The following is a 24,132-nucleotide window of genomic DNA, read 5'->3' as shown; positions in this document are numbered from 1 at the left end:
TTCCTATGGTGAATGGAATAAAACCTAAAAATAAGGAGGGAATTTATGAAAAGAAAAATCTCATTTTTCTTAGTACTAGTTATGCTGGTTACCATGGTTCTCAGTGCCTGCGGCAAAAAAGAGACCCCGGCCGGCGATAACAGTAACACCAGCAGCAATACCGATACCAGCAGTGCTACCGATAGCGGTGCAGCAAGTGGTGAAGCAAAGCAGCTTGTTGCTCAGATTGGTCCTAACCCTGAAACAATTGACCCTGCACTTAATAGTGCTGTTGATGGCGGTAATATGCTTTTATTTGCTTTTGACTGTCTGCTGAATGTTGACAAGGATAACAAGATTATACCTGGTGCAGCTGAATCTTATGAACCAAGCGAAGATGGCCTTACCTGGACTTTCCATCTGCGCAAAGACCTTAAGTGGTCAGATGGTTCTCCTTTAACAGCTAAAGATTTTGTTTACAGCTGGAAACGTGTTGCTGATCCTAATACTGCTGCACCTTATGCAGAGACAGTACTTGGAATGGTAAAAGGATATGACGAAGCAGCCGGCGGTAATCCGGATGCACTTGGTGTATCCGCACCGGATGATGCAACTTTCGTAGTTGAACTTGCTCATCCTTGTGTATATTTTGACAAGTTAGCTGCTTTCGCAACACTTAGCCCCGTAAATCAGGCAACGATTGAGAAGAATGGTGATGCATGGGCTACAGCTCCTGAATCCTATATCTGCAACGGCCCTTTCTATATTAGTGAATGGGTACCTAGCTCTTATATTCTTTTTAAGAAGAACCCTAATTACCGTGACGCAGCTTCCATTAAACTGGATTCCATTAAATTACTTCTGATGGAAGATCCTAATGCAGCTTATGGTGCTTATCAAAGCGGCGAAGCAATGATGATTAAAGATGTTCCTACAGCTGAAATTCCATCACTTCAAGGAAATGCAGAATTCCATGTTGATCCTGATTTAGGAACCTATTATCTTGACCTTAACAATACTTTACCTCAGTTTTCTGATCCTAAAGTACGTCAGGCTTTAAGCCTTGCAATTGACAGAAAATATGTTGCTGAAACTTTAATGCAGGGCACATATACTGCAGCTCCTAATTTCGTTGGTACAGCTGTAATTGACTATGATGGCAAACAATTTATGGATAATGCAAACGGCGGTAAACCATATATTGATATCAATGACCATGCAGGTAACCTTGCCAAAGCGAAACAGCTGCTGGCAGAAGCCGGATATCCGGATGGTAAAGGCTTCCCAGCTATCAAATATTCTACTAATGATGCAGCTTACCACAAGGTAGTTGCACAATACTTACAGCAGGCATGGAAAGAGCTTGGTATTACTGTAAATGTAGATATAGTTGAATGGGCTTCCTTTACACCTATGCGTCGTGCAGGTGATTATGAATCAAGCCGTGATGGTTGGTTATTCGATTATAACGATCCATCCAATATGCTGGAGCTTATGGTTAGCACCAATGGAAATAACAATGCGAAATACAACAACCCTGACTATGATGCGTTAATGGATAAAGCTGCTGCTGAAATAGATCCCAAAACCCGTTCAGGATATTTACACCAAGCAGAAGATTTAATGATGTCTGATGCTGGAGTTATCCCAATTGCTTACTACAACGATTTCTATCTGCAGAGTCCTAAGATTACTGGTTCATGGCATTCACCTTACGGATACTGGTACTTCCAGTATGCTGATATTACAGAATAATTTATTTTGAAATGTCTGATCTTCTTTAATAACATTAATTAAAAGGAATTAGAATTCATTCTTTAAATATTATTTGTAATAAATAATTGAGAGTTGGTAATTAACTATCACTGTGATTGTTAATTACCAACTCTCTTTTTGTAGTTTTATTGGACTTTTTAAAAATCTCAGGTTGGTATCTATTTTTTACCTTTCTGCAGTTCCACTACAACAATTGGCATAAAGGATAAAACAAGTACCACAGACCACTGGGCGGCAGTTAAAGGTACAACCTTAAAGATTTCGGCCAGAGGTTTATAGGATATAACTATTACTTGCAGGAAAGAACATACAATAAAGGAAAGTAACAGTTTTATATTGGAAAATAGTCCAATCCTAGCTATGGAATGTTCACTTCTCATATTAAAGGAATGGAACAGCTGGGATAAGCTTAAAACGGCAAATGCCATGGTACGGCCAATATATGGAGTAATATTAGCAGCAATCTGAACAGTACTGCCATGGCGTAAAACAGTATCGCTAATACTTCCGGCATCATATACCCGGATACCTATAATAAATGCTAACAGAGATAAGAAACCGATTAAAATACCCTCGATAATTATTTTAAATACAAGCCCGTCAGCAAACATTCCTTTATCAGGAGGGATTGGTTTTTTCTTCATAATGTCTTTTGCGGCCGGTTCTACACCTAATGAAATAGCAGGAAGGGAATCGGTTACCAGGTTAACCCAAAGAAGCTGTACTGCTAATAACGGTGATGGCAGACCAAGGAGTATTGCAACAAAAATAGTTATGATCTCACCAATATTACAGGATAATAAAAAGTGGATTGCTTTTTTTATATTATCATAAATGCCGCGGCCTTCTTTAACAGCAGATACTATTGTGGCAAAATTATCATCGGTAAGTATCATATCGGCAGCATTTTTAGCAACATCTGTCCCGGTAATACCCATAGCGCAGCCAATATCGGCAGCTTTTAATGCAGGTGCATCATTTACACCGTCGCCGGTCATGGCAACTACTTCACCTCTGGCCTGAAAGGCCTTAACAATCCTTACTTTATGTTCCGGTGATACTCGCGCAAATACCCTGTAACGAGGTATTTTTTCGATTAAGGTATCCTGGTCTATTAAAGATAATTCCTGCCCTGTCATTGCAAGATCATCTGCTGTCATAATTCCTAATTCTTTAGCGATAGCACAGGCAGTGGATATATGGTCACCGGTTATCATGACTGGTTTTATACCTGCCAGCTGACAGGTAAGTACGGCATCAGAGGCTTCTTCCCTGGGTGGATCTATCATGCCTATTAAACCTACTAATGTCAATCCTGTTTCTAAATAATCGGACATTTGTTCACTGGATTTAGAGGTATTTTTATGTAATACGGTTTCGGAGGGAAGATCTTTATAAGCCACAGCAATTACTCGCAGTGCACGTTCTGCCATACTTTGATTGAGTTTATTTATTGAATGTAAATGTACTTTCGTCATTGGAACCTGTTTACCGTTTTGGTAAATATGAGTACATTTATTAACTAAAACATCAAAAGCTCCTTTTGTAATGCTGCGTATCATTCCGGAAGGATAATTATGTACGGTGGTCATTAGTTTTCTTGTAGAATCGAAAGGAATTTCAAATATTCTGGGGTTAGTGGAATCTAATTTAGGTTTCAGCAGATCCACATGATATGCTGCCATAATCAAAGCCTTTTCAGTGGGTTCTCCGGTAGCGGTAACGGAGGAATGTTTTCCTTTGCCTGTGACCTGAAGAATGGAATCGTTACACAAAGCCGCAAGTGATAACAGAAAATGGCTAAACAGAGTGTCCGGATGTTCTTTTCCCTGAACGGATGCCAGTTCGGTTACGGTCATCTTATTCTGTGTTAATGTTCCGGTTTTATCTGAACAGATTACGGTAGCACTTCCTAGGGTTTCAACCGCAGGCAGCTTCCGGATAACTGCATTTTTCTTTGCCATACGTTGTACGCCCAGAGAAAGCATAATGGTTACAATTGCCGGAAGGCCTTCCGGAATTGCTGCCACAGCTAAACTAACGGAAGTCATGAACATATCAAAAATCGGGCGGTTCTTTAAAATCCCTAACAAAAAAATTACGATACAGATTAATAAGGCTGCGATACCAAGCGCTTTACCCGTACTGGCTAATCTTTTTTGAAGCGGTGTCATAGGCGTTTCGTCATCCATAATAAGTCTGGCAATATGCCCAACTTCCGTATGCATTCCGGTCGCAGTAACAGCAGCAGTTCCCCTGCCGTAGGTGACGACTCCGGTTGCCATAACCATGTTATTACGGTCAGCAAGCAGGGTATCTTCTTTTAATATGACATCTGCATTTTTTTCTACGGGATGAGACTCACCTGTTAATGAAGCTTCATCGATACGAAGATTAACAGCTGTTAAGAGCCTTGCATCTGCCGGTACAAAATAACCGGTCTCCAAAAGGATAATATCCCCGGGAACTAAATCCTTGGCATCGACGGTAATGATTTCGTGATCTCTAAGTGCTAGTGCCGTAGGTGCCGACATTTTCTGCAATGCTTCCAATGACTTTTCAGCTTTTGTCTCCTGTAGGACACCCAGGATTGCATTTAATGTAATAATTAATAATATAATGATAGGATCAACAAAATCTAGTTTACCGTGCAGCAAAGAAACAAAAAAAGATACGAAAGCAGCACAGATTAAGGTGATTATCATAAAGTCAGTAAATTGACTTAAAAATTTAATAATTATACTTTTTTTCTTTTTTGATTCCAGAATGTTCAAACCATATTTTTTTGTCTCTTTATTACCTCTTTCTTTGATAATCCATTATCCTGTGAACTCTCCAGTGTTTTTATAACTTCTTCTTTGGTTATATTATGCCAGTTCATCATATAAACCCCCATGTAAAGTCAATTTATTTTCTAGTATGTCTTAGATAATTATATGATTGAGTTTTAAAAACAATTCACTGTTAAGGTAACAGGATATATTACATTTGAAAGTTAACATAAACCATTTACATATATTTAATAACATTTATAATTGAAAAGTAACTCTCAAATAGTGTGATTATAATATAAGAGGAACTTAATTCAATTAGTCAAAAGTTAACGATTAATATTAACTAATTTATTAAGGATTTCTCATATAAAGAGAGTTTTGAAAGTGAAGTGGGATTTTTAAGTAAACGTTTTCACGGTACTTTATTTCACCCTGGCAGTATGGCAGAGTAGAAAGGTTTGAAGGTTGAACGGTTGAAAGGAATTCACTTTCAAATGCGTATAAAACGTGAGCAGGAATGGAGAAATTATGAAAAAAACTTTAATGAATGATATGACTGTTGGTAATCCCGGCAGTCTGATACTGAGATTTTCCATACCTATGTTAATTGGGAATCTCTTTCAACAGTTGTACAATATTGTAGATGCTATCGTAGTAGGAAGATACAATGGAAAAGATGCGCTAGCTGCGGTAGGGACCAGCGGACCCCTTAATTATTTAATATTTTCGTTGGCTTTAGGGTTATCCGCGGGTATATCAATTATTATTTCACAATATTTCGGAGCAAAAGATGAAGAACAAGTAAAAAAAGGATTTGCCACATCTGCTTATGTAATCATAGGTGCTTCGATAATTATGGGAACTTTAGGTTTTCTTTTATGCCGTCCTTTACTGGAACTTCTTAATACACCGGAGAATATTATTGGTCAATCTGTAATCTTTATGAAGATATCCAGTATTGGGGTTATCGGTGTGGGTACATACAATGGAATTGCATCAGTACTCAGGGCTTTGGGAGATTCGGTAACTCCCTTAATATTTCTGATTCTGGCCAGCATTATAAATATTATACTTGATTTTATTTTTGTTGCTTCTTTTGGCTGGGGAGTTGCAGGTGTAGCTATAGCTACAACAATAGCTCAATTGCTTGCAGCCATAGGTTGTATTATATATGCCTTGATCAATGTAAAAATTCTGCGTATGTCAATTAAGGAGTTTGTTCCGGATAAGCACATATTTAAAAAATGTATTTCTTTAGGAGTACCCGTTGCCCTCCAGAATTCATTTGTATCCTGTTCTAATATGGCACTATGGAGCGTTATCAACAGCTTTGGCGATACAATTATGGCCGCAGCGACAGCAGCAAATAGAATCGAGCAGTTAATTCTACAGCCCGGTATGTCGGTTGGTGTGGCGGTTGCATCTTTTACAGGTCAAAATATCGGAGCCGGAAATATTCAACGGGTTAAAAAAGGATTCAACGCTTCAGCGAAAATTATGATCGCATTCAGTATAATTATGCTCCCGGTTATTTATTTCGGTGGTGGTTTTATTATGAGGTTATTTACGTCAAAAGCTGATTTGGAAGTTATGAGAATTGGTGTGGAGGCTTTACGTGTCCCCTGCTTTTTCTATTCCTTTGTGGGAATGATATTTGTAAGCAGAAATTTAATCAGTGGTGCAGGGGATGTTAAAGTCCCTATGTTTATGGGATTTACGGAAGTTGTATGCAGAGTTGTATTTGCAAATCTTTTATCCGGACAGTTTGGCTATAAGGGAATCTGGTGGGCTACAGGGTTAACCTGGACTGTGACTTGTGCCGTAGGTTGTGCGAGATATTATTCCGGTAAATGGAAGGATAAATCAGTAATACAGACGAACGGAATTTAAATTTTAGTGGATTTATCTTTCCTTACATGAACGAGTATAACCATCCCCAAGAAAACAACAAGCGGCAGAATAATATCCTTATAACGTGTATAATAACCACCAACGATATCCCAGTTTTCCCGCAATAAATATCCCAGACCAATTAATACGGCATTCCAGATTGTAATACCAATAAGGGACGAAACCAGATAGGTAAAAAGGCTTTGACCTGCGGCACCTGCAATAAATGCTATATATGTTCTGCAGATAGGAATTAATCTTCCAAAACATACGGCAAAATTTCCATACTGATTAAATTTCATTTGTGAGGCATATATACCCTTTTCTGCCTTGGGAAATTTAGCGATTATCTTGTTTAACAGGGCACCACCGCCAAGTCTGCCAATGGTATAACAGAAACTGGTTCCAATCAGACCTGCTAAAACACTGAAAAAGAGAATGGTAAAATAATTAATGTGCTGTAAGGAAGCAACGGCTCCTGAAAACGGAAGTACAATTTCACTGGATATGGGAAAACATGCATATTCAATCAGTATTATTAAAAACATAGCTAATAACCCATATTCATAAATTAGGTTTGTAAAATAATTCATTTATTCTCCTAAGGCCGATTTGTTACAATATATTATGAATAAAGTTTAAACATGATTAACTTTGGTCTTAACAAATCTAAAAAAGAATGCTATAATTTAGAGCAATTGGGTTTTTATTCTTATTTTGAGGTATATGTCATGAAACAATTAACTGGATTTTTAAAGCCTTATACCAGGCTTTTAATTATAGGACCTTTATTTAAGTTGTTTGAAGCAATTCTGGAATTATTTCTTCCCTTTTTAATGTCTAAAGTTATTGATATTGGTGTTGCAAATAAGGATAAAAATTATATCCTTGTTACGGGTGGCATTATGCTTGCTACAGCTGTAGTAGGAGTATGCTGTGCCATGATTTGCCAATACAGTGCTTCTTTGGTTTCCCAGGGAGTCGGGACTGATATAAGAAATGCCATGTTCGGGCATATTGGAACTCTCTCCAATGCTGAACTGGACAAGTTTGGTACAGCATCGTTGATAAACCGTATTACGAATGATATTAACCAGGTTCAGCTTGCGGTAGCCATGCTGATCCGGTTGGTTATCCGTGCACCCTTTTTGTGTATCGGTGGGTTAGTCATGGCTTTTGTGATAGATATTAAGCTGTCTATCATAATGATCATAGTCTTGCCCGTCTTTGTTTTAATTCTATCAATAACCATGATGAAAACAGTGCCGTTATACCGTGCCGTCCAAAACAAATTAGACCAGATAGCCCTGGTACTCCGTGAAAACTTAAGCGGAGTACGTGTTATTCGTGCATTTGCCAGAACAGATTATGAAAAGGAAAGGTTTGGTAGACGCAACAGGGAATATTCGGACAAGGCCGTAAGAGTGGGAAAGGTTTCTGCTCTTTTAAATCCGTTAACCAGCTTAGTAATGAATTTTGCAATCGGTGCTATTATATGGTTTGGCAGTATCAGGGTAAATGCAGGAAATATGGCAACAGGGGAAGTAATTGCATTTATCGGTTATGTAACACAGATACTTGCAGCACTAATTGTTATATCCAACCTGGTTGTAATTTTTACAAAAGCTTATGCATCGGCAGGCAGGGTAATAGAAGTATTTGAGACAAAACCAAGTATAAAAAATAAAGTAAATTCCAAGGACGGAAAGGAAGTAATCCATAATAATATTGAGGATATATCCGGGGATATTGTAGTAGAATTTAAGGACGTATCCATGTCTTATAGAATGAATAGCGAAAAGAAAGATGATCCCGGACATAACGAGAGTGGAGGCAGCGATATAGAGCATATAACTTTCCGCGTTAGCAGAGGTGAAACCATAGGTATTATAGGAGGAACCGGATCTGGTAAATCTACCTTGGTAAATTTAATACCCAGGTTTTATGATGTAAAAACCGGATGTGTAATGATTGATGGAATTGATGTCAGAGATTATTCCCTGGATGTTTTACGTGCTAAAGTCGGTATCGTACCTCAGAAAACTGTTTTATTTACAGGTACCATAGCGGAGAATATCCGCTGGGGAAAAGAGGATGCTACGGATGAAGAGGTACGAAAAGCTGCGGAAATCGCTCAGGCAGCAGAATTTATTGAATCTATGCCGGATGGCTATGAAACAAGAATATACCGGGGCGGTGTAAATGTATCCGGCGGGCAGAGGCAGCGTATCACCATTGCAAGAGCTTTGGTAAGAAAACCGGAGATCCTCATTTTAGATGACAGCTTCAATGCTCTAGACTTTGTTACGGATGCAGCCCTGCGTAAAGCGATCCGGCTTAATACGAAAGATATGACTACTTTTATTGTATCCCAGAGAGCCAGTACGATTCGTAGTGCAGACCAGATAATTGTTATGAATGAGGGCGAAATTGCCGGCATCGGAAAACATGAAGATCTGCTTATAAACTGTGATGTATACAGAGAAATCTGTCAGTCACAGGAAATGCAAAACAAGGTTTTATAAGGAGGAGAACATAATGAAGAAGTTTTTGCTAAAAAGATTATGGAATTATGTTGGAAAATATAAAACACAGTTAATTGTTGTTTTTATATTTGCAATCCTCGGAAATACTCTATCCATTTTCACTCCCTTACTGACCGGACAAGCAATTGATAAAATAATGGGGGTGGATCAGGTTGATTTTAACGGGTTGGTTAAGATTATCACTGAGCTTATTATAATCTATCTGTTAAGCAGTTTATTTCAATGGCTCATGTCAGTTGTCAGCAGTGTAGCAGCTAATAATACCATACATGACATTCGTAAGGAGGCCTTTGATAAACTAAATACCTTACCTTTAAAATATTTTGACGGTAATTCTCACGGTGACATTATCAGCAGGCTGACGAATGATATTGATGCAATTTCAGATGGCCTGTTTCAGGGTATCACCCAGGTAATGTCTGCTGTAGTTATTATTGCAGGCTGCTTTATTTTTATGCTTACCATAAGTCCGATTATAACGTTAGCAGTTATATTCATTACCCCGCTTTGTTTCTTTATTGCGTCCTTTATAGCGAAGCATTCTAAAAGAATGTTTGCAGAACAGTCGAAAACGGTTGGAGAGTTAAATGGTTATGTGGAAGAAATGATCGGAAACCAAAGAACAGTCAAAGCGTTTGGTTATGAAGATAAGTCTTTGGAGCGTTTTAAAGAGATCAACAACCGGTTATATAAAGCCGGTCAGAAAGCGCAATGGTATTCTTCCCTTACCAATCCTACAACCAGACTTGTAAATAATATAGCTTATGTTTCAGTAACTGTAATCGGCGGGTTTATGGCTGTAGCAGGTCATTTATCCGTTGGTAATATAGCAAGCTTTTTAACTTATTCCAATCAATTTGCAAAACCAATCAATGAAATTACCTCCATTACCTCCCAGATACAGGCTGCTTTTGCATCTGCTGAGCGGATATTTGCCTTGCTGGATTTAGAGAATGAGAAACCTGTATTACAACCGGAGGAGGATTTAGGTAACTGTCAGGGAAATGTAAGTTTTCAGAAAGTCAGTTTTTCGTATCAGGAAGAGGTACCCCTTATTAAAAACCTGAATCTGGATGTGAGGAAAGGAAATATGATTGCAATTGTAGGTCCTACCGGTTCCGGCAAAACCACTTTGGTTAATCTTTTAATGCGTTTTTATGATGTGAAATCCGGTGAAATAAAGATTGACGGTAAAGACATCTATCACATTAACCGGGATAAGTTAAGAAGGACCATTGGTATGGTTTTACAGGATAGCTGGTTATTTTCCGGTACCATAGCTGAAAATATTGCTTATGGAAAACCGGAAGCTTCCAAAGAAGAAATTATGGAAGCAGCAAAAGCGGCAAAAGCCCATAGTTTTATAAAGCGTTTACCCAGTGGTTATGATACCATATTAGATGAGGATGGGGGCAATTTATCCCAGGGGCAGAAGCAGCTTCTAACCATTGCCAGAGTTATGATAATCGATCCGCCTATGCTTATATTGGATGAGGCAACCAGCAGTATAGATACGAGAACAGAAATAAATATTCAAAAAGCCTTTACGAAAATGATGGAGGGCAGAACCAGCTTTGTAATTGCCCATCGGTTATCTACCATTAAAGAAGCAGATACAATCCTGGTACTGCAGCATGGGGATATCGTTGAGCAGGGAAAACATGAAGAATTATTAGATAAAAAAGGCTATTATTATACATTATATCATAGTCAATTTGCAGTTTAACAGTTTTGAAATAGTTTTGACATAAGAATAACACAAACATTTCTTATGTTAAAACTACTTGTCTTAATTGACATTATTTACTAATTACTAGTAAATTTAATGATCATAGATTATTAATATGTAGGTAATTGCGAAACTGGATTATTATACTAGAATACCATATAATTAATACAATTTAAGAGCTGAATTTTGCCTTAAAGGCAACTGAAGCTCTGAAATTCGTATTAATTATGTGGTATAATCCAAAAACCATATAGTTTCGCAATCCCCTGAAACAAAAAATTAATTATGAGGAGTAAAGAATGACTCGAATTATTACCAAATGCAAATTACAAAAGATGATAATCCTATGTATTGGCTGCCTATTCCTTAGTCTTTCTATTATGAAGTTGAACACATCTGCCAGGACGGGATCACCTTATTACATTAAGGTTAATAAGCAGCAGAATTGTGTAACGGTATACGGAAAAGATAAAACTGGTAAATATACAAAACCGGTGAAAGCTATGACCTGTTCAACCGGTGTTGACACGCCGCTCGGTACATATCATACACTCGCAAAATATAGATGGAAATTATTAATGGGAGATGTATGGGGGCAATATTCTACACGTATAGTAGACGGTATTTTATTTCATTCTGTATGGTATTATAAGATGGATGAAACTACTTTATCCGCAACCCAGTATAATAAGCTTGGAACTGCCGCATCCCATGGATGTGTCCGTCTTGCAGTTGCAGATTCAAAGTGGATTTATGATAACTGCCCGGTGGGAACCTCAGTTGAGATTTATAACTCAAAAGATCCAGGTCCTTTAGGAAAACCGGAGACTGTTAAAATACCGGTAGGGTCAGGATGGGATCCCACAGATCCTAGTACGAATAACCCCTATAAAGATAAAGCACCGACTTTCAAAGGTGTAATGAATAAATCCATTACCTGGGGTAAGAAAACAAATTTGTTAAGTGGAGTAAAAGCTGCTTCAACTACGGGAGAAGATATTACATCCAAAATAAAAGTGTCAGGAAAGATAGACATATATAAAACGGGTAAATATAAAGTTAAATACACTGTTACCGACGCAATAGGGAGAACAACCAGTAAAACAGTAACCTATACGGTGAATCAATGTAAAGAAAAACCTAGATTTCTTGGTGTAACCGATCAAGTAATCGGTACGGATACGGTGGTCGATAAGAAATATGCTTTAAAAGGTGTAACTGCATATTTATCAACTAAGAAACTTTTAAGCAGTGATATTAATGTTAAGATTACTAAGAAATCAGAAGATACTTATACAATTGATTATTCGATAAAAGCTGAAAATAAATTAACAGGTAAAGCTCAGGCTGTTATTCACGTGGATAACACACCACCTGTAATAGAAGGCATTTACTTTAAAGAGATTACTCAGAAGCAACTGGAGACAGGAGCGGCTGAAATTAAGAAATTGGCCTTAAAAGGTATTAAGGTAGAAGATAATTATTCTAAATTAAGTACAGATAAAGTAAAAGTTACAGTAAAGAATAAGGATGATTATTCCTATTTCGTTACATATGAATTAATGGATAACGTAGGCAATGTGACAAGTGAAACAGTACAGTTTACTTATTTTAAGGGTATCAGAATTGATGGAGTTGCGAATCATTTTAATCTTCCGGACGGAACCGTAATTTCAGAAGATTTTGTGAAACAAGGAATTACAGCTGTCAATAGCGATAATGAAGAATGTACGGATACCATGTCAGTTGCTATAAACAGTACGGACAATAAAGTTTTTAAAGTAACTTATTCTGTAAAAGATAAAGATGGATCGGAAGTAACTATTGTTTCTTATTATAGCGTAAACGGAGAAGCCGGCCAGCCGGAAGAAAATACGGATACGGTTAATGAAAATTCCGATAAAGTAACGGATAATACAGATAATGGAGACATAACCGAAGATGTAAATCAGAATACGGTTTCGCCCGATGAGGATACAACGACGGAAGAATCTGAAATAGAATAATTGTCTCAATCGAATATTAAATGTGGGGATGCGGCAAAATCTTATTACCTAATTAGGTCTATAGAATGATTTATTAAGATGTGTTACAGCATCCCTTATTCATCAAAGTTTAGCATAAAGTTTAAGTATAAATTTATAACATTAAAAGTAAGAATTAAGGTTTTGAATAAAAATAAGAATTTCATAAATATCTTGACAAATATTACTTGTTTGTTATAGAATATATCGTAAACTTATATGAAAAGATGCATTGATAAGGAGTATTAAGAGAAAATACACGTTCAGAGAGCTGCCAGCCGGTGCAAGGCAGTCGTGAATATCTCCCAACTCGCCTTAGAGCTCCTCAATTGAATTGTAAATCAGGATATGATTACAACTGTAGGTTGAGGCGGGTATTCCCGTTACAGAAACTTAAAGTGCGTTTATCTCTTGAATTAAAGAATTAATTTTATGATATGGATAAAGCGAATTAGAGTGGTACCACGGAATTATAACCTTTTCGTCTCTATTACCGAGACGAAAAGGTTTTTTTATTGCCGCGAGAAGCAAAGTGAGAATTAGCATTTCAAGCGCTCAGGGGCGTAAATCTATATTAATTAATCATAGGAGGAATCATTATGGCTACACCTTATAACCACAGAGAAATTGAAAAGAAGTGGCGCAGTAACTGGACTAAGAAACCAGTGAATGTCAACGACGGTTCAAAACCAAAATATTACTGTCTGGATATGTTCCCTTACCCATCCGGAAGCGGACTTCATGTCGGACATTGGAGAGGTTATGTAATCAGTGATGTTTGGAGCAGATATAAGATATTAAAAGGTTATTATATTATTCATCCTATGGGATGGGATGCTTTCGGTCTTCCGGTAGAAAACTATGCTATCAAAATGGGTGTACATCCAAGTAAATCAACGGCAGAGAATGTTGCTAATATTAAGAGACAGATTAATGAAATTTCTGCTATATACGATTGGGGTATGGAAGTAAATACAACTGACCCTGAATTTTATAAGTGGACTCAGTGGATTTTTGTTAAAATGTTTAAAGCGGGTCTTGCATACGAAAAAGAAATGCCCATTAACTGGTGTCCTTCCTGTAAAACAGGCCTTGCAAATGAAGAAGTTGTAAATGGCTGCTGTGAACGCTGCGGTGAACCTGTTACAAAGAAGAATCTAAAACAATGGATGTTAAAAATCACCCAGTATGCAGACCGTTTATTAGATGATCTGGATAAGTTAGACTGGCCGGAAAAGGTTAAAAAGATGCAGTCTGACTGGATCGGAAAAAGTTATGGTGCGGAGATAGATTTTGCTGTTAAGGGTTCCGATAAGAAAGTTAAAGTATACACAACCAGACCGGACACTTTGTATGGAGCTACTTTTATGGTACTTGCACCGGAACACAGCCTTGCTAAAGAACTTGCTGTGGAGGAACAAAAATCAGCAGTAGAAGAGTATTTATTTAAATCCTCCATGAAATCTTCTGTTGATCGTTTACAGGATAAAGAAAAGACAGGTGTTTTTACCGGAAGTTATGCCATCAATCCGTTAAATAAACAATTAGTACCGATCTGGATTTCCGATTATGTATTAGCTGATTACGGTACCGGTGCTATTATGTGCGTACCTGCTCATGATGACAGAGATTTTGATTTTGCCAAGAAATTTAATATTCCGATTATTCAGGTTATCGCTAAAGACGGAATAGAAAATCCGAATCTCACAGAGGCTTATACAGAATCTGGGATTATGATAAATTCAGGAGAATTTAACGGTATGAATTCTACCGATGCAAAACGAGATGTTCCGGGATTATTGGAAGCAAGTGGAATTGGTAAGAAAACAACAAATTATAAATTAAGAGACTGGGTATTTTCAAGACAGCGTTACTGGGGTGAACCCATACCCATTGTTCACTGTGAACATTGCGGTGCTGTTCCGGTACCGGAGGAAGAGCTTCCTTTATTATTACCGGAGGTAGAACGCTATCAGCCAACGGGTACAGGTGAATCTCCGTTAGCGGACATTCATGAATGGGTTAACACAACCTGCCCGGTTTGCGGTAAACCGGCTAAGAGAGAAACCAACACTATGCCGCAATGGGCTGGTTCTTCCTGGTATTTCTTAAGATATGTAGACAGTAAAAATAAAAATGAATTGGTATCCAGGGAAAAAGCTGAGAAATATTTACCCGTAGATATGTATATCGGCGGCGTGGAACATGCAGTACTTCATTTATTATATTCCAGATTTTACACCAAATTCCTTCATGATATTGGGGTAGTTGATTTTGATGAACCATTTATCAGATTATTTAACCAGGGGATGATTGGTAAAAATGGTGCTAAAATGAGTAAATCCAAAGGTAATGTGGTATCGCCGGACGATCTGGTCAGGGATTATGGCTGTGACTCCTTAAGACTTTATGAATTATTCGTTGGTCCTCCGGAACTGGATTCCGAATGGGATGACAGGGGAATGGATGGAGTTTACCGTTTCATTAACCGTTTCTGGAATCTGGTAATGGACAATAAGGATACTAATAGAAAAGCTACTGAAGAAATGGTTAAAGTAAGACATAAGATGATTTATGATATTACGGCCCGTCTTGAGACTTTCAGCTTAAATACCGTTGTCAGCGGCTTTATGGAATATAATAATAAACTAATTGACCTTGTAAAGAAAGAGGGCGGATTGGATAAAGAAACCCTTGAAACTGCAATTGTTCTTTTAGCTCCATTTATTCCTCACGTAGCCGAAGAATTATGGTCACAGCTAGGACATAGGGAAAGTGTATTTGCTGAAAAATGGCCTGAATATGATGAAGATAAGATGAAAGATAATGAAATTGAAATAGCGGTGCAGATAAATGGGAAAACCAAAACAGTAGTTATGGTAGGTGCTGATGAGGGTAAGGATACCGTTATTTCTAAAGCAAAAGAATCTGTTGCAGATAAGTTAACCGGTAATATTATAAAAGAAATTTACGTTCCCGGTAAAATTGTAAATATTGTTATAAAATAAATTTCTGCAATAGTATATTGTAAAATATATTTATAATTGGAACTATTATTAATATACAATAATAATTTGTATTATAAGAGCATTCTCACTTATTATGTTAATAGGTGTAATGCTCTTGTTTTTAAATATCAAAGCGTTATTAAGTAAAATTTTCTAATTTATTTAATTGATTTAAGAAAATCTTCATGTTATAATAAATCGAAGAATGTCGAAAAGTGTAGAAAGGGAGATGATAGGACATAACATTGGAGGGGTGTTGTGAAAATTTAAGTGTTAAATCAGACATTAAAATGATACTTAATATAATTAATAAGATAATACTAATATTTCAGATTGCCAAAAAGCTTTAAGAAAGAATTATATGCTTGTTAATACAAATGAAGCATGTAATTACTAAACTACCTGAAGGAGAAATAAAATATGAGCATAAAAAACAAATTGGTAACCGCATTCAGTATTATTTTGATTCTATTAACCGGCTTAGGAATTACATCAATAGATTTCTTAAACCGTGTTAATCAAACCTCCACTATCATATCAGAGAAAGTTATACCACGCCTTAATTGTGTTAATCAAATAAATTATGATATTGCAAGATTTCGTTCTTTTGAATTCGAATACATCACACTAACTACTAAAGAAGATATGGATGCTTTGGAAAAAAGAATGGAAGAAAATAAAACCAATATTAACCATAATATAGAAACTTATCAAAGTTATGTCAATAATGAGGCTATACAAACTGTAAAAACAGAATGGGATAAATATTTAGCCGAACATGATAAATTAATACAAATAGGCCGTCAATTAGATGTAAAAAAGTCCACTGAAATCATAAAAGGTGAATGTAAAAATGCATTTAATAATCTTACTGAGGCATTAAATAGTTTAATTATAGAAAATGAAGAAAATGCAAACAATACAAGCCGTAGCGGAGATCAGATGTATGGATTCATCAGTAAGATTATTTTAGCAATTGTCGCTGGAGCAATCTTATTTGGAATTATAATGGCAGTTTTTATTACATATAGTGTTACAAAGCCGATAAAAAAACTGAAATTAAGATTGCAGGAATTGGTACAAAAAGGCGGAGATTTAACACAAAATATAGAACTGAAGTCAAAGGATGAGATCGGAGAACTGGCAAGTGCCGTAAATCAGTTTATTGCCAACATAAGAGGTATCATAATTGAAGTTAACCAAAGTGTTAACGGCGTAGACAATGCAGTATTTAGTGTAAGGGAGTGCCTGAACGTTTTAAATGAAAACGTAGATGAGTCTTCCGCTACGATTGAAGAATTATCTGCCGGTATGGAAGAAACTGCAGCAGCGGCAGAAGAAGTAAATGCATCCTCCGCTGATATAGCAAGTGCTTCCGAATCCTTAGCGGAAAGAGCGCAGCAAGGGGCAGAAGCGGTAAGTAAAATCAATGAAAGAGCCGCTAATCTGAAAAAAGGTGCAAGTGATTCCCAGAATGCTGCAAATGCTATATACAAAAATACAAAAGTAAATTTAGAAACAGCTTTAAAAAAATCAGATGCTATATCACAAATTAATGTATTATCCCATGCTATATTGGAAATTTCCGAACAGACAAATCTCTTGGCTCTTAACGCAGCAATCGAAGCTGCCAGAGCAGGGGAAGCAGGTAAAGGTTTTGCCGTTGTTGCTGAAGAAATAAGAAAACTTGCGGAGGATTCCAAAACGACGGTAACTGAAATTGGGAAAGTAACGGAGGAAGTTTTATCTTCGGTAAATGAGCTGGCAGCAAATTCAAAAACAATTATGGAATTTTTTGATACGACTGTTTCAAATGATTACAAGGAAATGGTTAAAATAGGAGCAGCTTATGGAGATGACGGATTATTTGTAGATAACCTGGTGAGCGACTTCAGTGCCACATCGGAAGAATTAACTGCTACAATTGACGGAGTTATTAAAGCTATTTCAGAAGTCGCGGTAACAGTAGGGCAGGGAGCAGCTGGTACACAGGATATTGCAGAACGAATCATTAAAATAGTCGAGTTGGTTGAAGAAGTAAATAAACAAATGAACATTAGTTTAGAGAATTCACTCAATCTTAAAAATGCTGTGAATAAATTTAAAGTATAAATATATGGGATACGGACTTGTCCGCTTTATTCCTAATAAATATTTTTAGAAAAGTTCATTAATTCCCTGTAACTGAATAAATAGTATCACATATACATAAGATTTTATTAATATTGATGCTATCAAGATTCAAGCCGTACCCTGTGTATGCCAATGAATTGCGCGGGAGTTATCATGAAAATATTGCAAAAAGAAAACGCTGTTTTACTGTTATTGATTTTATTAACTATAATCTGCTTTGCGGAATATCGAAGAAAAAATTCCGCAGAGAAATTGCCGGTAAACGGTTCGGAGATAAGTGTAACACCAACGCAGCTGCCGACTGAGAAAGAGGGGTTTACCATTGGCTGGTGTGTATACAACGGTTCATTGGAGTTTTTTGCAGCCATGCAGGACGGAGTTTTTGCTAAGGCGAAAGAGTTGGGAATGAATGTGATTTCTCATGATGAAAAAGGGCGCACGGCTGAAATGATTACCGGTGCACTACATTTAATTAGTTTAGGTATTGATGCGTTGGTTATTGCGCCTGTTACTCCGGAGGCAATGGTCGTTATATCTGATTCTGCAAGGAATGCAGGAATTCCAATAATAGTGATAGATACCGGTTATGATGGTGCCGATATAGATGCATTTATAGTTTCCGATTCTTTAGGCGGCGGGGTATTGGCGGGTGAATATGCATTAAGGTTAATAAGAGATCATTCCATAACCAGTACCAATGCAGCAATTATAACGGTTCAGGAAAAATATACCTATGCACGACGAAGAGGTGAGGGTTTTAAAAATGTTATGACAGATAGGGGATATACAATTGTTGCCGAACTTCCGGGAAATTCAAATCAGGTGGATGGATACCTGGCGATGAAGAATATTTTAGAAGCGTATGGTAATGATTTAGCCGTTGTGTTCTGTGAAAATGACAGAATGGCACTGGGAGCAGCAAGAGCAATTAATGAATCAGGTAAAACAGGGCAGATAATGTTGTTGGGATTTGACGGAGAACCTGCTGCTATTACTGCAATTAAAGCGGGATTAATGCAGGGGACGATTGCACAACAGCCTTTCGAAATGGGAGCATTAGGGGCAGAACTAGCAAATACCCTTTTAACAGGAAGAACTATTATATATGACGATAGGGTAACGAAAGAATTATATATGGAAGTTTATTTAATAGATCAATTTGGTGAACCAGTTAACAGACTCATTACAAAACATAAATAACGCTTGTAATGTAAGAATACCAAAATTAAGGAATAAACTTTACTGACAAAAAATCATATAATATACATGAACTCCGGCAGCTATTCTATATTTTACTGGAATATGCTGCCGGAGTTCACTTAATTAAGTATAATAAAAAATATAGCTCCGAGTTTCTACTTATGCTTATATTATTAAAGGTTTTGTCAGAGCCTTATGCTTTTGGTATTACTTCTTTTTTGCAATCATTTTTTTTATCATTTCAAGTTTTTGTTTATCTGCAGGTGACATGTCTTTTGTTAAAATTTCTATCATTAAACTTGATTCATCTGGAGTAAAGGTAAGACCTAAAGCTTTCAATTTAGCATTAGCTTTTATAAGTAATGGTAATGCTTTATCTACTGGTTTTCCTTCTGCCTCATTAGCTAAATCAACTAAAACTGCTAATTTTCTGGCATCGATATTTTTCATTGCAGGATGGTTAATCCATTCTAAATCTTTCATATCTTCTCCTGTCTGCGTTACTACGCTTATATTATATTATGATTTATAAATTAATCGGTCACTGCATCGCACTAAACATCATATTAATATTATCAAAGGTACTTTTTTGCTCTGGAGTCAGCATGGAACTTAAGATTTCCATCATATCCTGGTTTCCAAAACCGCCTGAAGAGTCGTCGGAATTTTCTGAATCTCCGGATTGAAAAGCCATTGTTGATGTAAAAGCAGAATATGTATCATATAAATTTTTGGCTTTCATAAAATTTAAAATCATATCAATTAATTCCTTTTCTTGACCGTAACATACACTTCTTATATTGGTCAATAGTCCTTCTATATCAATATTTTCTTTCCTGAGGCTGAAGGTTGTTACAGAACCTTTTTGTCGAAAGGACTGAAAGGCATCCATTAATTCCCCGGTCTTAATAATTAAATCTACAGACTGCTGGGAATCACTGTCAAGATAAGGAAAAGCTGCTTTTGCTATGTCCATTATATGGCTTAATGCGTTATGATTAGGCCTGGCTGATGAGTTTTTGGGGTTATTGTCTATATCCATGGCTTCTCCAATTCTCTTTTATCATTATACTATATTCAAAGGATACGAAAATATTACTATTTAACATGCCAAAGAGTGGCAAGCCTAAAGTAAAAAAAAAAATGGAGCCGTTGGTAACAGCCCCATTCACAAATTAAAATATTATCGTTAAGATATATAAAATTAGTTGTTTATACTTATGAATTATTATTAATCAGGATAAACTAAGTTAGCTTCGCAGATATCTATAAGGATTTCTTCTAAATATCTTTTCGCTAAATACTTAGCCATATTTAAATTCATGTCAAGATAATTTCCGCAGTTTACAGCTGCGGCACCAGGAATGTCACCCTCAAAATCTTGAATAAATTCAAACATTTCTGTTAATAGCGGAATGATATCTTTAGATTCATAATCACCTGCAAGTATTAAATAAAATCCGGTTCGGCACCCCATAGGTCCGAAATAAATAATTTTAGATGAGTAATCAGGATGATTTCTTAAATAAGTTGCAGCAAGGTGTTCTATCGTATGAATTTCTGCTGTATTCATTACCGGTTCAAAATTTGGTCTGGTCATACGAATATCAAAGGTAGTTAGGACCTCATCCCCAACGGTATCCTTTCTTGAAACATAAACTCCTCTTAATAATTTCATATGATCAATAGTAAAACTGGCTATCTGTTTCATATCTTCCTCCTATATAACGAATCTGGTTTGTTAATGATGACAAGAAACTTAAACTGGATTAGTAATAATTATAAATTGCATGTTTCTATTATAGCATAGAATATCTTTACAAAGAAGAATAAGTTTTACGAAAAAATTAATTGATTCAACTGGATTTTTTACTTTTTTTCGTTTATAATGCAAGAAGAAATGGAAAATTACACAAATAGAAGAAAGGATATCAAAATGATTGACAGCATAATATTTGATCTAGACGGTACCTTATGGGATTCTACCGATGCAGCGGCAGTGATATGGAGGGAAGTAGCGGAAAAATATCCGGAGGTTAAAGATATTATTGATGCCGGCAGATTAAAAACCTTATATGGTTTGCCCCTTGAAGAAATAGCCATAAAGTTGTTACCAAGTGTTTCTAAGGAAACAGCAATTGAAATTATGCGGGAAAGTACTACGAAACAATGTCCCTACCTTGAAAAAGTCGGTGGTATCCTGTTTGAGGGTTTAGAAGATACTTTAAAGAAATTAAAAGAAAATTACAGACTTTTTATTGTTAGTAACTGTGAAGAGGGATATATTCAATGCTTTCTAAAAGCACACCGGTTACAGGATTATTTTGACGATTTTGAATATCCCGGCAGATCCGGTCTTTTAAAAGCGGATAATATAAGATTAATAATAAATCGTAATCATTTAAATGCACCGGTATACGTTGGTGACACGTTAGGTGATGCTGTAGCTACGAAAGAAGCGGGTATACCTTTTGTTTATGCCAGATATGGTTTTGGGGATGTCACAGAATATGATTATGTGATAGATTCCTTTCCTGAGCTTCTAAAACTGTAAAAAAGGGATTGACTTTTAGAATTATCATAGATATACTTTATTTATCATTATTTCTTGGAATAATTAAATAGTTACAAATTTCCAATCATTAAGAATAGTAAGTATAATATCTTATTAGCAGAGAACTGCAGAGGGTGGAAATGCAGTAATAAAGTTATACTGAATGGACTTATAGGATCAGGAGGAACAGTGCAAACTTAGTAATGCCTGACGGGAACTCCACCCGTTATCAAAGGAGGATGTATATGGTATGGACTAATAATTACCCAGATTCATGTACAGGATAAAGTGGGTGCTAAAACACCAAACCGGGTGGTACCGCAGAAGCTGATACAACTTCTGTCCCAGTAATAAATACTGCGACAGAAGTTTTTTTATTTCCGCGTAAATTGTCACTGAAGTGACAGCGCGTCAGCGTCAGAGCCTGGCAAGCCAGACTTATTACTTTTTAAGAATTAAGAATAAAGGAGAATAACTTATGTTAGATGGAAAAAAGTCTTTATTTAGTGGAATGCAAGCTACCGGAAATCTTACTTTAGGAAATTATTTGGGAGCTTTAAATAACTGGCTGACTTTAAATGAAGAGTATGAATGTTTTTATTGTGTTGTTGATCTTCATTCCATTACAGTCAGACAGGATCCGGCTGAACTTAGAAAAAGAGCCAGAGCATTATTAACCCTTTATATTGCTGCTGGATTGGATCCGGTAAAAAATTGCATTTATTATCAGTCACATGTATCAGGCCATGCAGAATTAAGCTGGATTTTAAATTGTTTTACTTATATGGGAGAACTAAACCGTATGACCCAGTTTAAAGATAAAGCTGCCAAACATTCGGATAACATTAATGCCGGATTATTTACCTATCCTGTATTAATGGCTGCCGATATTCTTTTATTCCAATCCGACGTTGTACCTGTTGGTGTGGACCAAAAGCAGCACTTGGAGATAACCAGAGATATTGCGGAACGTTTTAACAGCATATACGGAGATGTATTTACGATTCCGGAACCTTATATCGGCAAAGTTGGAGCAAAGATTATGAGTTTACAGGAACCATCCAAAAAGATGTCAAAATCCGATGAAAATGTAAATGCAAGTATTTATCTAATGGATGACCCGGATACTGTAATCCGTAAGTTTAAGAGAGCGGTAACCGATTCCGATAACCAGATAATATATTCCGACGATAAACCGGGTATTAAAAATCTAATTGATATCTACAGCTTAACAAACAATAAAACAGTAGAAGAAGTAGTTAAAGAATTTGACGGAAAAGGATACGGTGATTTTAAAATGGCAGTAGGAGAAGCGGTAGCCTCCGTATTAAAACCGATCCAGACCAGAGTAGCTGAGCTGAATAAGGATAAGGCCTATGTTGACAGTATAATCAAAACAAATGCGGAAAAAGCAAATTATTACGCAACTAAGACTTTAAGAAAAGTCCAAAAGAAAGTTGGCTTTCCTGAGAAAATTCGCTAATTTACAGTAATTTACTAACTGATAGCGTGACATCCGAAATGTAAAACTGCGGAGGTATGAATGAAAGTAGTTTTTTTAGAAACCGATACGTTAGGTAATGATGTGGATTTAACCATATTTGAAGAATTTAGTGAAGTGATAAAATACAACAAATCAGAACCTCTGTTAAATGCAGACAGATCAGCAGATGCCGATATATTAGTCGTTAACAAAATTCCAATGAATGAATCTACATTATATAAAGCGGATAAGTTACAACTCATCTGTATTACCGGCACAGGAACTAATATTGTTGATTTTGCTTACACCAATAAGCGAAATATAGCTGTGGCAAATGTGAAAGGGTATTCAACCAATTCCGTGGTACAGCATACCTTTGCCCTGCTTTTCTATCTATATGAAAAATTAAATTATTATGATAATTTTGTAAAAAGCGGAGATTACGTAAAAAGTGATATCTTCAGTCGTTTTGATATAAAATTTAATGAGCTCTATGGTAAAACATGGGGAATCATCGGACTTGGAGAGATTGGAAGAGGAGTAGCTAAGGTAGCGGAAGCGTTCGGCTGCCATGTTATTTATTATTCCACTTCAGGCAAGAATGTAAATAGGGAATATGAAAGGGTAGATTTTAATACTCTTTTAACCTGCGCAGATATTATATCCATTCATGCACCATTGAATTCCGATACGGAAAATCTCATTGATGGGAATGCTTTAGAGAAGATGAAAAGTACGGCTATTCTTTTAAATCTGGGCAGAGGGCCTATTGTAAATGAGGATGCATTGGTAAAAGCACTGGAGACAAATAAAATAGCTGCTGCCGGCCTGGATGTAATAAAAGTAGAGCCAATGTCCCCGGAAAATCCACTACAGCGGATTAAAGACAGTAATAAATTAATCATTACTCCTCACATTGCCTGGGCGACAGTGGAAGCAAGACAACGTTGTGTACGGGAAGTATATGAAAATATGAAAGCCTTTTTACGCGGCGAAGAAAGAAATATTGTAAGAGGATAAAAAAGAATGGCAGGGA

Annotated in this window: 16 protein-coding genes, 1 pseudogene and 2 other annotated features; of the genes and pseudogenes, 11 read left to right on the top strand and 6 right to left on the bottom strand. The window is 36.5% G+C overall.

Translation table 11 applies throughout. The features are described from left to right. Positions 1-45 precede the first annotated feature (45 nt). Positions 46-1,734 (top strand): peptide ABC transporter substrate-binding protein, encoded by a 1,689-nt coding sequence (locus tag Ana3638_RS19040; RefSeq protein WP_161839442.1) that lies wholly within the window; start codon positions 46-48, stop codon positions 1,732-1,734. Positions 1,735-1,913: 179 nt separating this feature from the next. Here Ana3638_RS19040 and Ana3638_RS19035 read toward each other — a convergent pair whose 3' ends face one another. Together Ana3638_RS19035 and Ana3638_RS26900 are read right to left on the bottom strand one after the other, a co-directional pair. Next, positions 1,914-3,614, bottom strand: coding sequence for a cation-translocating P-type ATPase (locus Ana3638_RS19035; RefSeq protein ID WP_334297143.1), 1,701 nt, complete (start codon positions 3,612-3,614; stop codon positions 1,914-1,916). 12 nt (positions 3,615-3,626) lie between these two features. Continuing rightward, positions 3,627-4,636 (bottom strand): annotated as a pseudogene (locus tag Ana3638_RS26900) (HAD-IC family P-type ATPase); the annotation flags it as partial. 421 nt (positions 4,637-5,057) lie between these two features. Here Ana3638_RS26900 and Ana3638_RS19030 point away from each other — a divergent pair. After that, positions 5,058-6,419 carry an MATE family efflux transporter gene (locus Ana3638_RS19030; RefSeq protein WP_246240386.1) on the top strand — a complete coding sequence of 454 codons (1,362 nt, stop codon included), beginning with the start codon at positions 5,058-5,060 and terminating at the stop codon, positions 6,417-6,419. On the opposite strand, the gene Ana3638_RS19025 is transcribed toward Ana3638_RS19030, so the two are convergent. Next, on the bottom strand, positions 6,416-7,012 hold the full coding sequence (locus tag Ana3638_RS19025) for a DedA family protein (protein WP_161839441.1): 597 nt from the start codon (positions 7,010-7,012) through the stop codon (positions 6,416-6,418). The two genes, Ana3638_RS19030 and Ana3638_RS19025, sit on opposite strands and share 4 nt — an antisense overlap. 138 nt (positions 7,013-7,150) lie before the next feature. On the opposite strand from Ana3638_RS19025, the gene Ana3638_RS19020 reads away from it, so the two are divergent. The 6 genes from Ana3638_RS19020 (at position 7,151) to Ana3638_RS18995 (ending at position 19,059) form a co-directional block, all read left to right on the top strand. Next, on the top strand, positions 7,151-8,944 hold the full coding sequence (locus Ana3638_RS19020) for an ABC transporter ATP-binding protein (RefSeq protein ID WP_161839440.1): 1,794 nt from the start codon (positions 7,151-7,153) through the stop codon (positions 8,942-8,944). A 13-nt stretch (positions 8,945-8,957) separates the two neighbouring features. After that, positions 8,958-10,691: an ABC transporter ATP-binding protein gene (locus Ana3638_RS19015; protein ID WP_161839439.1), complete on the top strand. Its 1,734-nt coding sequence runs from the start codon at positions 8,958-8,960 to the stop codon at positions 10,689-10,691. 302 nt (positions 10,692-10,993) lie between these two features. Further along, positions 10,994-12,700, top strand: coding sequence for a L,D-transpeptidase family protein (locus tag Ana3638_RS19010; protein WP_161839438.1), 1,707 nt, complete (start codon positions 10,994-10,996; stop codon positions 12,698-12,700). Between the two features lie 241 nt (positions 12,701-12,941). Further along, positions 12,942-13,210, top strand: a binding site (T-box leader). Between the two features lie 107 nt (positions 13,211-13,317). Further along, the gene (gene leuS, locus Ana3638_RS19005; protein ID WP_161839437.1) at positions 13,318-15,726 is read left to right on the top strand and encodes a leucine--tRNA ligase; all 2,409 of its coding nucleotides are present in this window, start codon (positions 13,318-13,320) and stop codon (positions 15,724-15,726) included. Positions 15,727-16,146: 420 nt separating this feature from the next. Then, positions 16,147-17,838, top strand: coding sequence for a methyl-accepting chemotaxis protein (locus Ana3638_RS19000; protein ID WP_161839436.1), 1,692 nt, complete (start codon positions 16,147-16,149; stop codon positions 17,836-17,838). A gap of 174 nt (positions 17,839-18,012) precedes the next feature. Then, a complete protein-coding gene (locus Ana3638_RS18995; protein ID WP_161839435.1) occupies positions 18,013-19,059 on the top strand; it encodes a substrate-binding domain-containing protein in 1,047 nt (348 codons plus the stop codon). Positions 19,060-19,266: 207 nt separating this feature from the next. Here the strand turns inward: Ana3638_RS18995 and Ana3638_RS18990 are convergent, their stop codons facing one another. The 3 genes from Ana3638_RS18990 to Ana3638_RS18980 all read right to left on the bottom strand — a co-directional run bounded on the left by Ana3638_RS18990 (position 19,267) and on the right by Ana3638_RS18980 (position 20,770). After that, complete coding sequence (locus Ana3638_RS18990; RefSeq protein ID WP_161839434.1) at positions 19,267-19,542, bottom strand: hypothetical protein; 276 nt, start codon at positions 19,540-19,542, stop codon at positions 19,267-19,269. Positions 19,543-19,600: 58 nt separating this feature from the next. Further along, entirely contained in the window at positions 19,601-20,101 is a 501-nt protein-coding gene (locus tag Ana3638_RS18985) for a hypothetical protein (RefSeq protein ID WP_161839433.1), read from the bottom strand. Positions 20,102-20,290: 189 nt separating this feature from the next. Then, positions 20,291-20,770: an S-ribosylhomocysteine lyase gene (locus tag Ana3638_RS18980; protein WP_161839432.1), complete on the bottom strand. Its 480-nt coding sequence runs from the start codon at positions 20,768-20,770 to the stop codon at positions 20,291-20,293. Between the two features lie 225 nt (positions 20,771-20,995). On the opposite strand from Ana3638_RS18980, the gene Ana3638_RS18975 reads away from it, so the two are divergent. From Ana3638_RS18975 to Ana3638_RS18965, 3 genes are all read left to right on the top strand, one after another. Next, positions 20,996-21,613, top strand: a complete 618-nt coding sequence (locus Ana3638_RS18975) for an HAD family hydrolase (RefSeq protein ID WP_161839431.1) — start codon at positions 20,996-20,998, stop codon at positions 21,611-21,613. Between the two features lie 75 nt (positions 21,614-21,688). Then, positions 21,689-21,963, top strand: a binding site (T-box leader). A 128-nt stretch (positions 21,964-22,091) separates the two neighbouring features. Further along, the gene (gene trpS / locus Ana3638_RS18970; protein WP_161839430.1) at positions 22,092-23,096 is read left to right on the top strand and encodes a tryptophan--tRNA ligase; all 1,005 of its coding nucleotides are present in this window, start codon (positions 22,092-22,094) and stop codon (positions 23,094-23,096) included. Between the two features lie 60 nt (positions 23,097-23,156). Further along, positions 23,157-24,116: a D-2-hydroxyacid dehydrogenase gene (locus tag Ana3638_RS18965; RefSeq protein ID WP_161839429.1), complete on the top strand. Its 960-nt coding sequence runs from the start codon at positions 23,157-23,159 to the stop codon at positions 24,114-24,116. Positions 24,117-24,132 lie beyond the last annotated feature (16 nt).

The organism is Anaerocolumna sedimenticola (assembly GCF_009931695.1).
GTDB lineage: Bacteria > Bacillota > Clostridia > Lachnospirales > Lachnospiraceae > Anaerocolumna > Anaerocolumna sedimenticola.
Note: the sequence above shows the minus strand (reverse complement) of the source record. Positions and strands in the feature narration are given on the sequence as shown.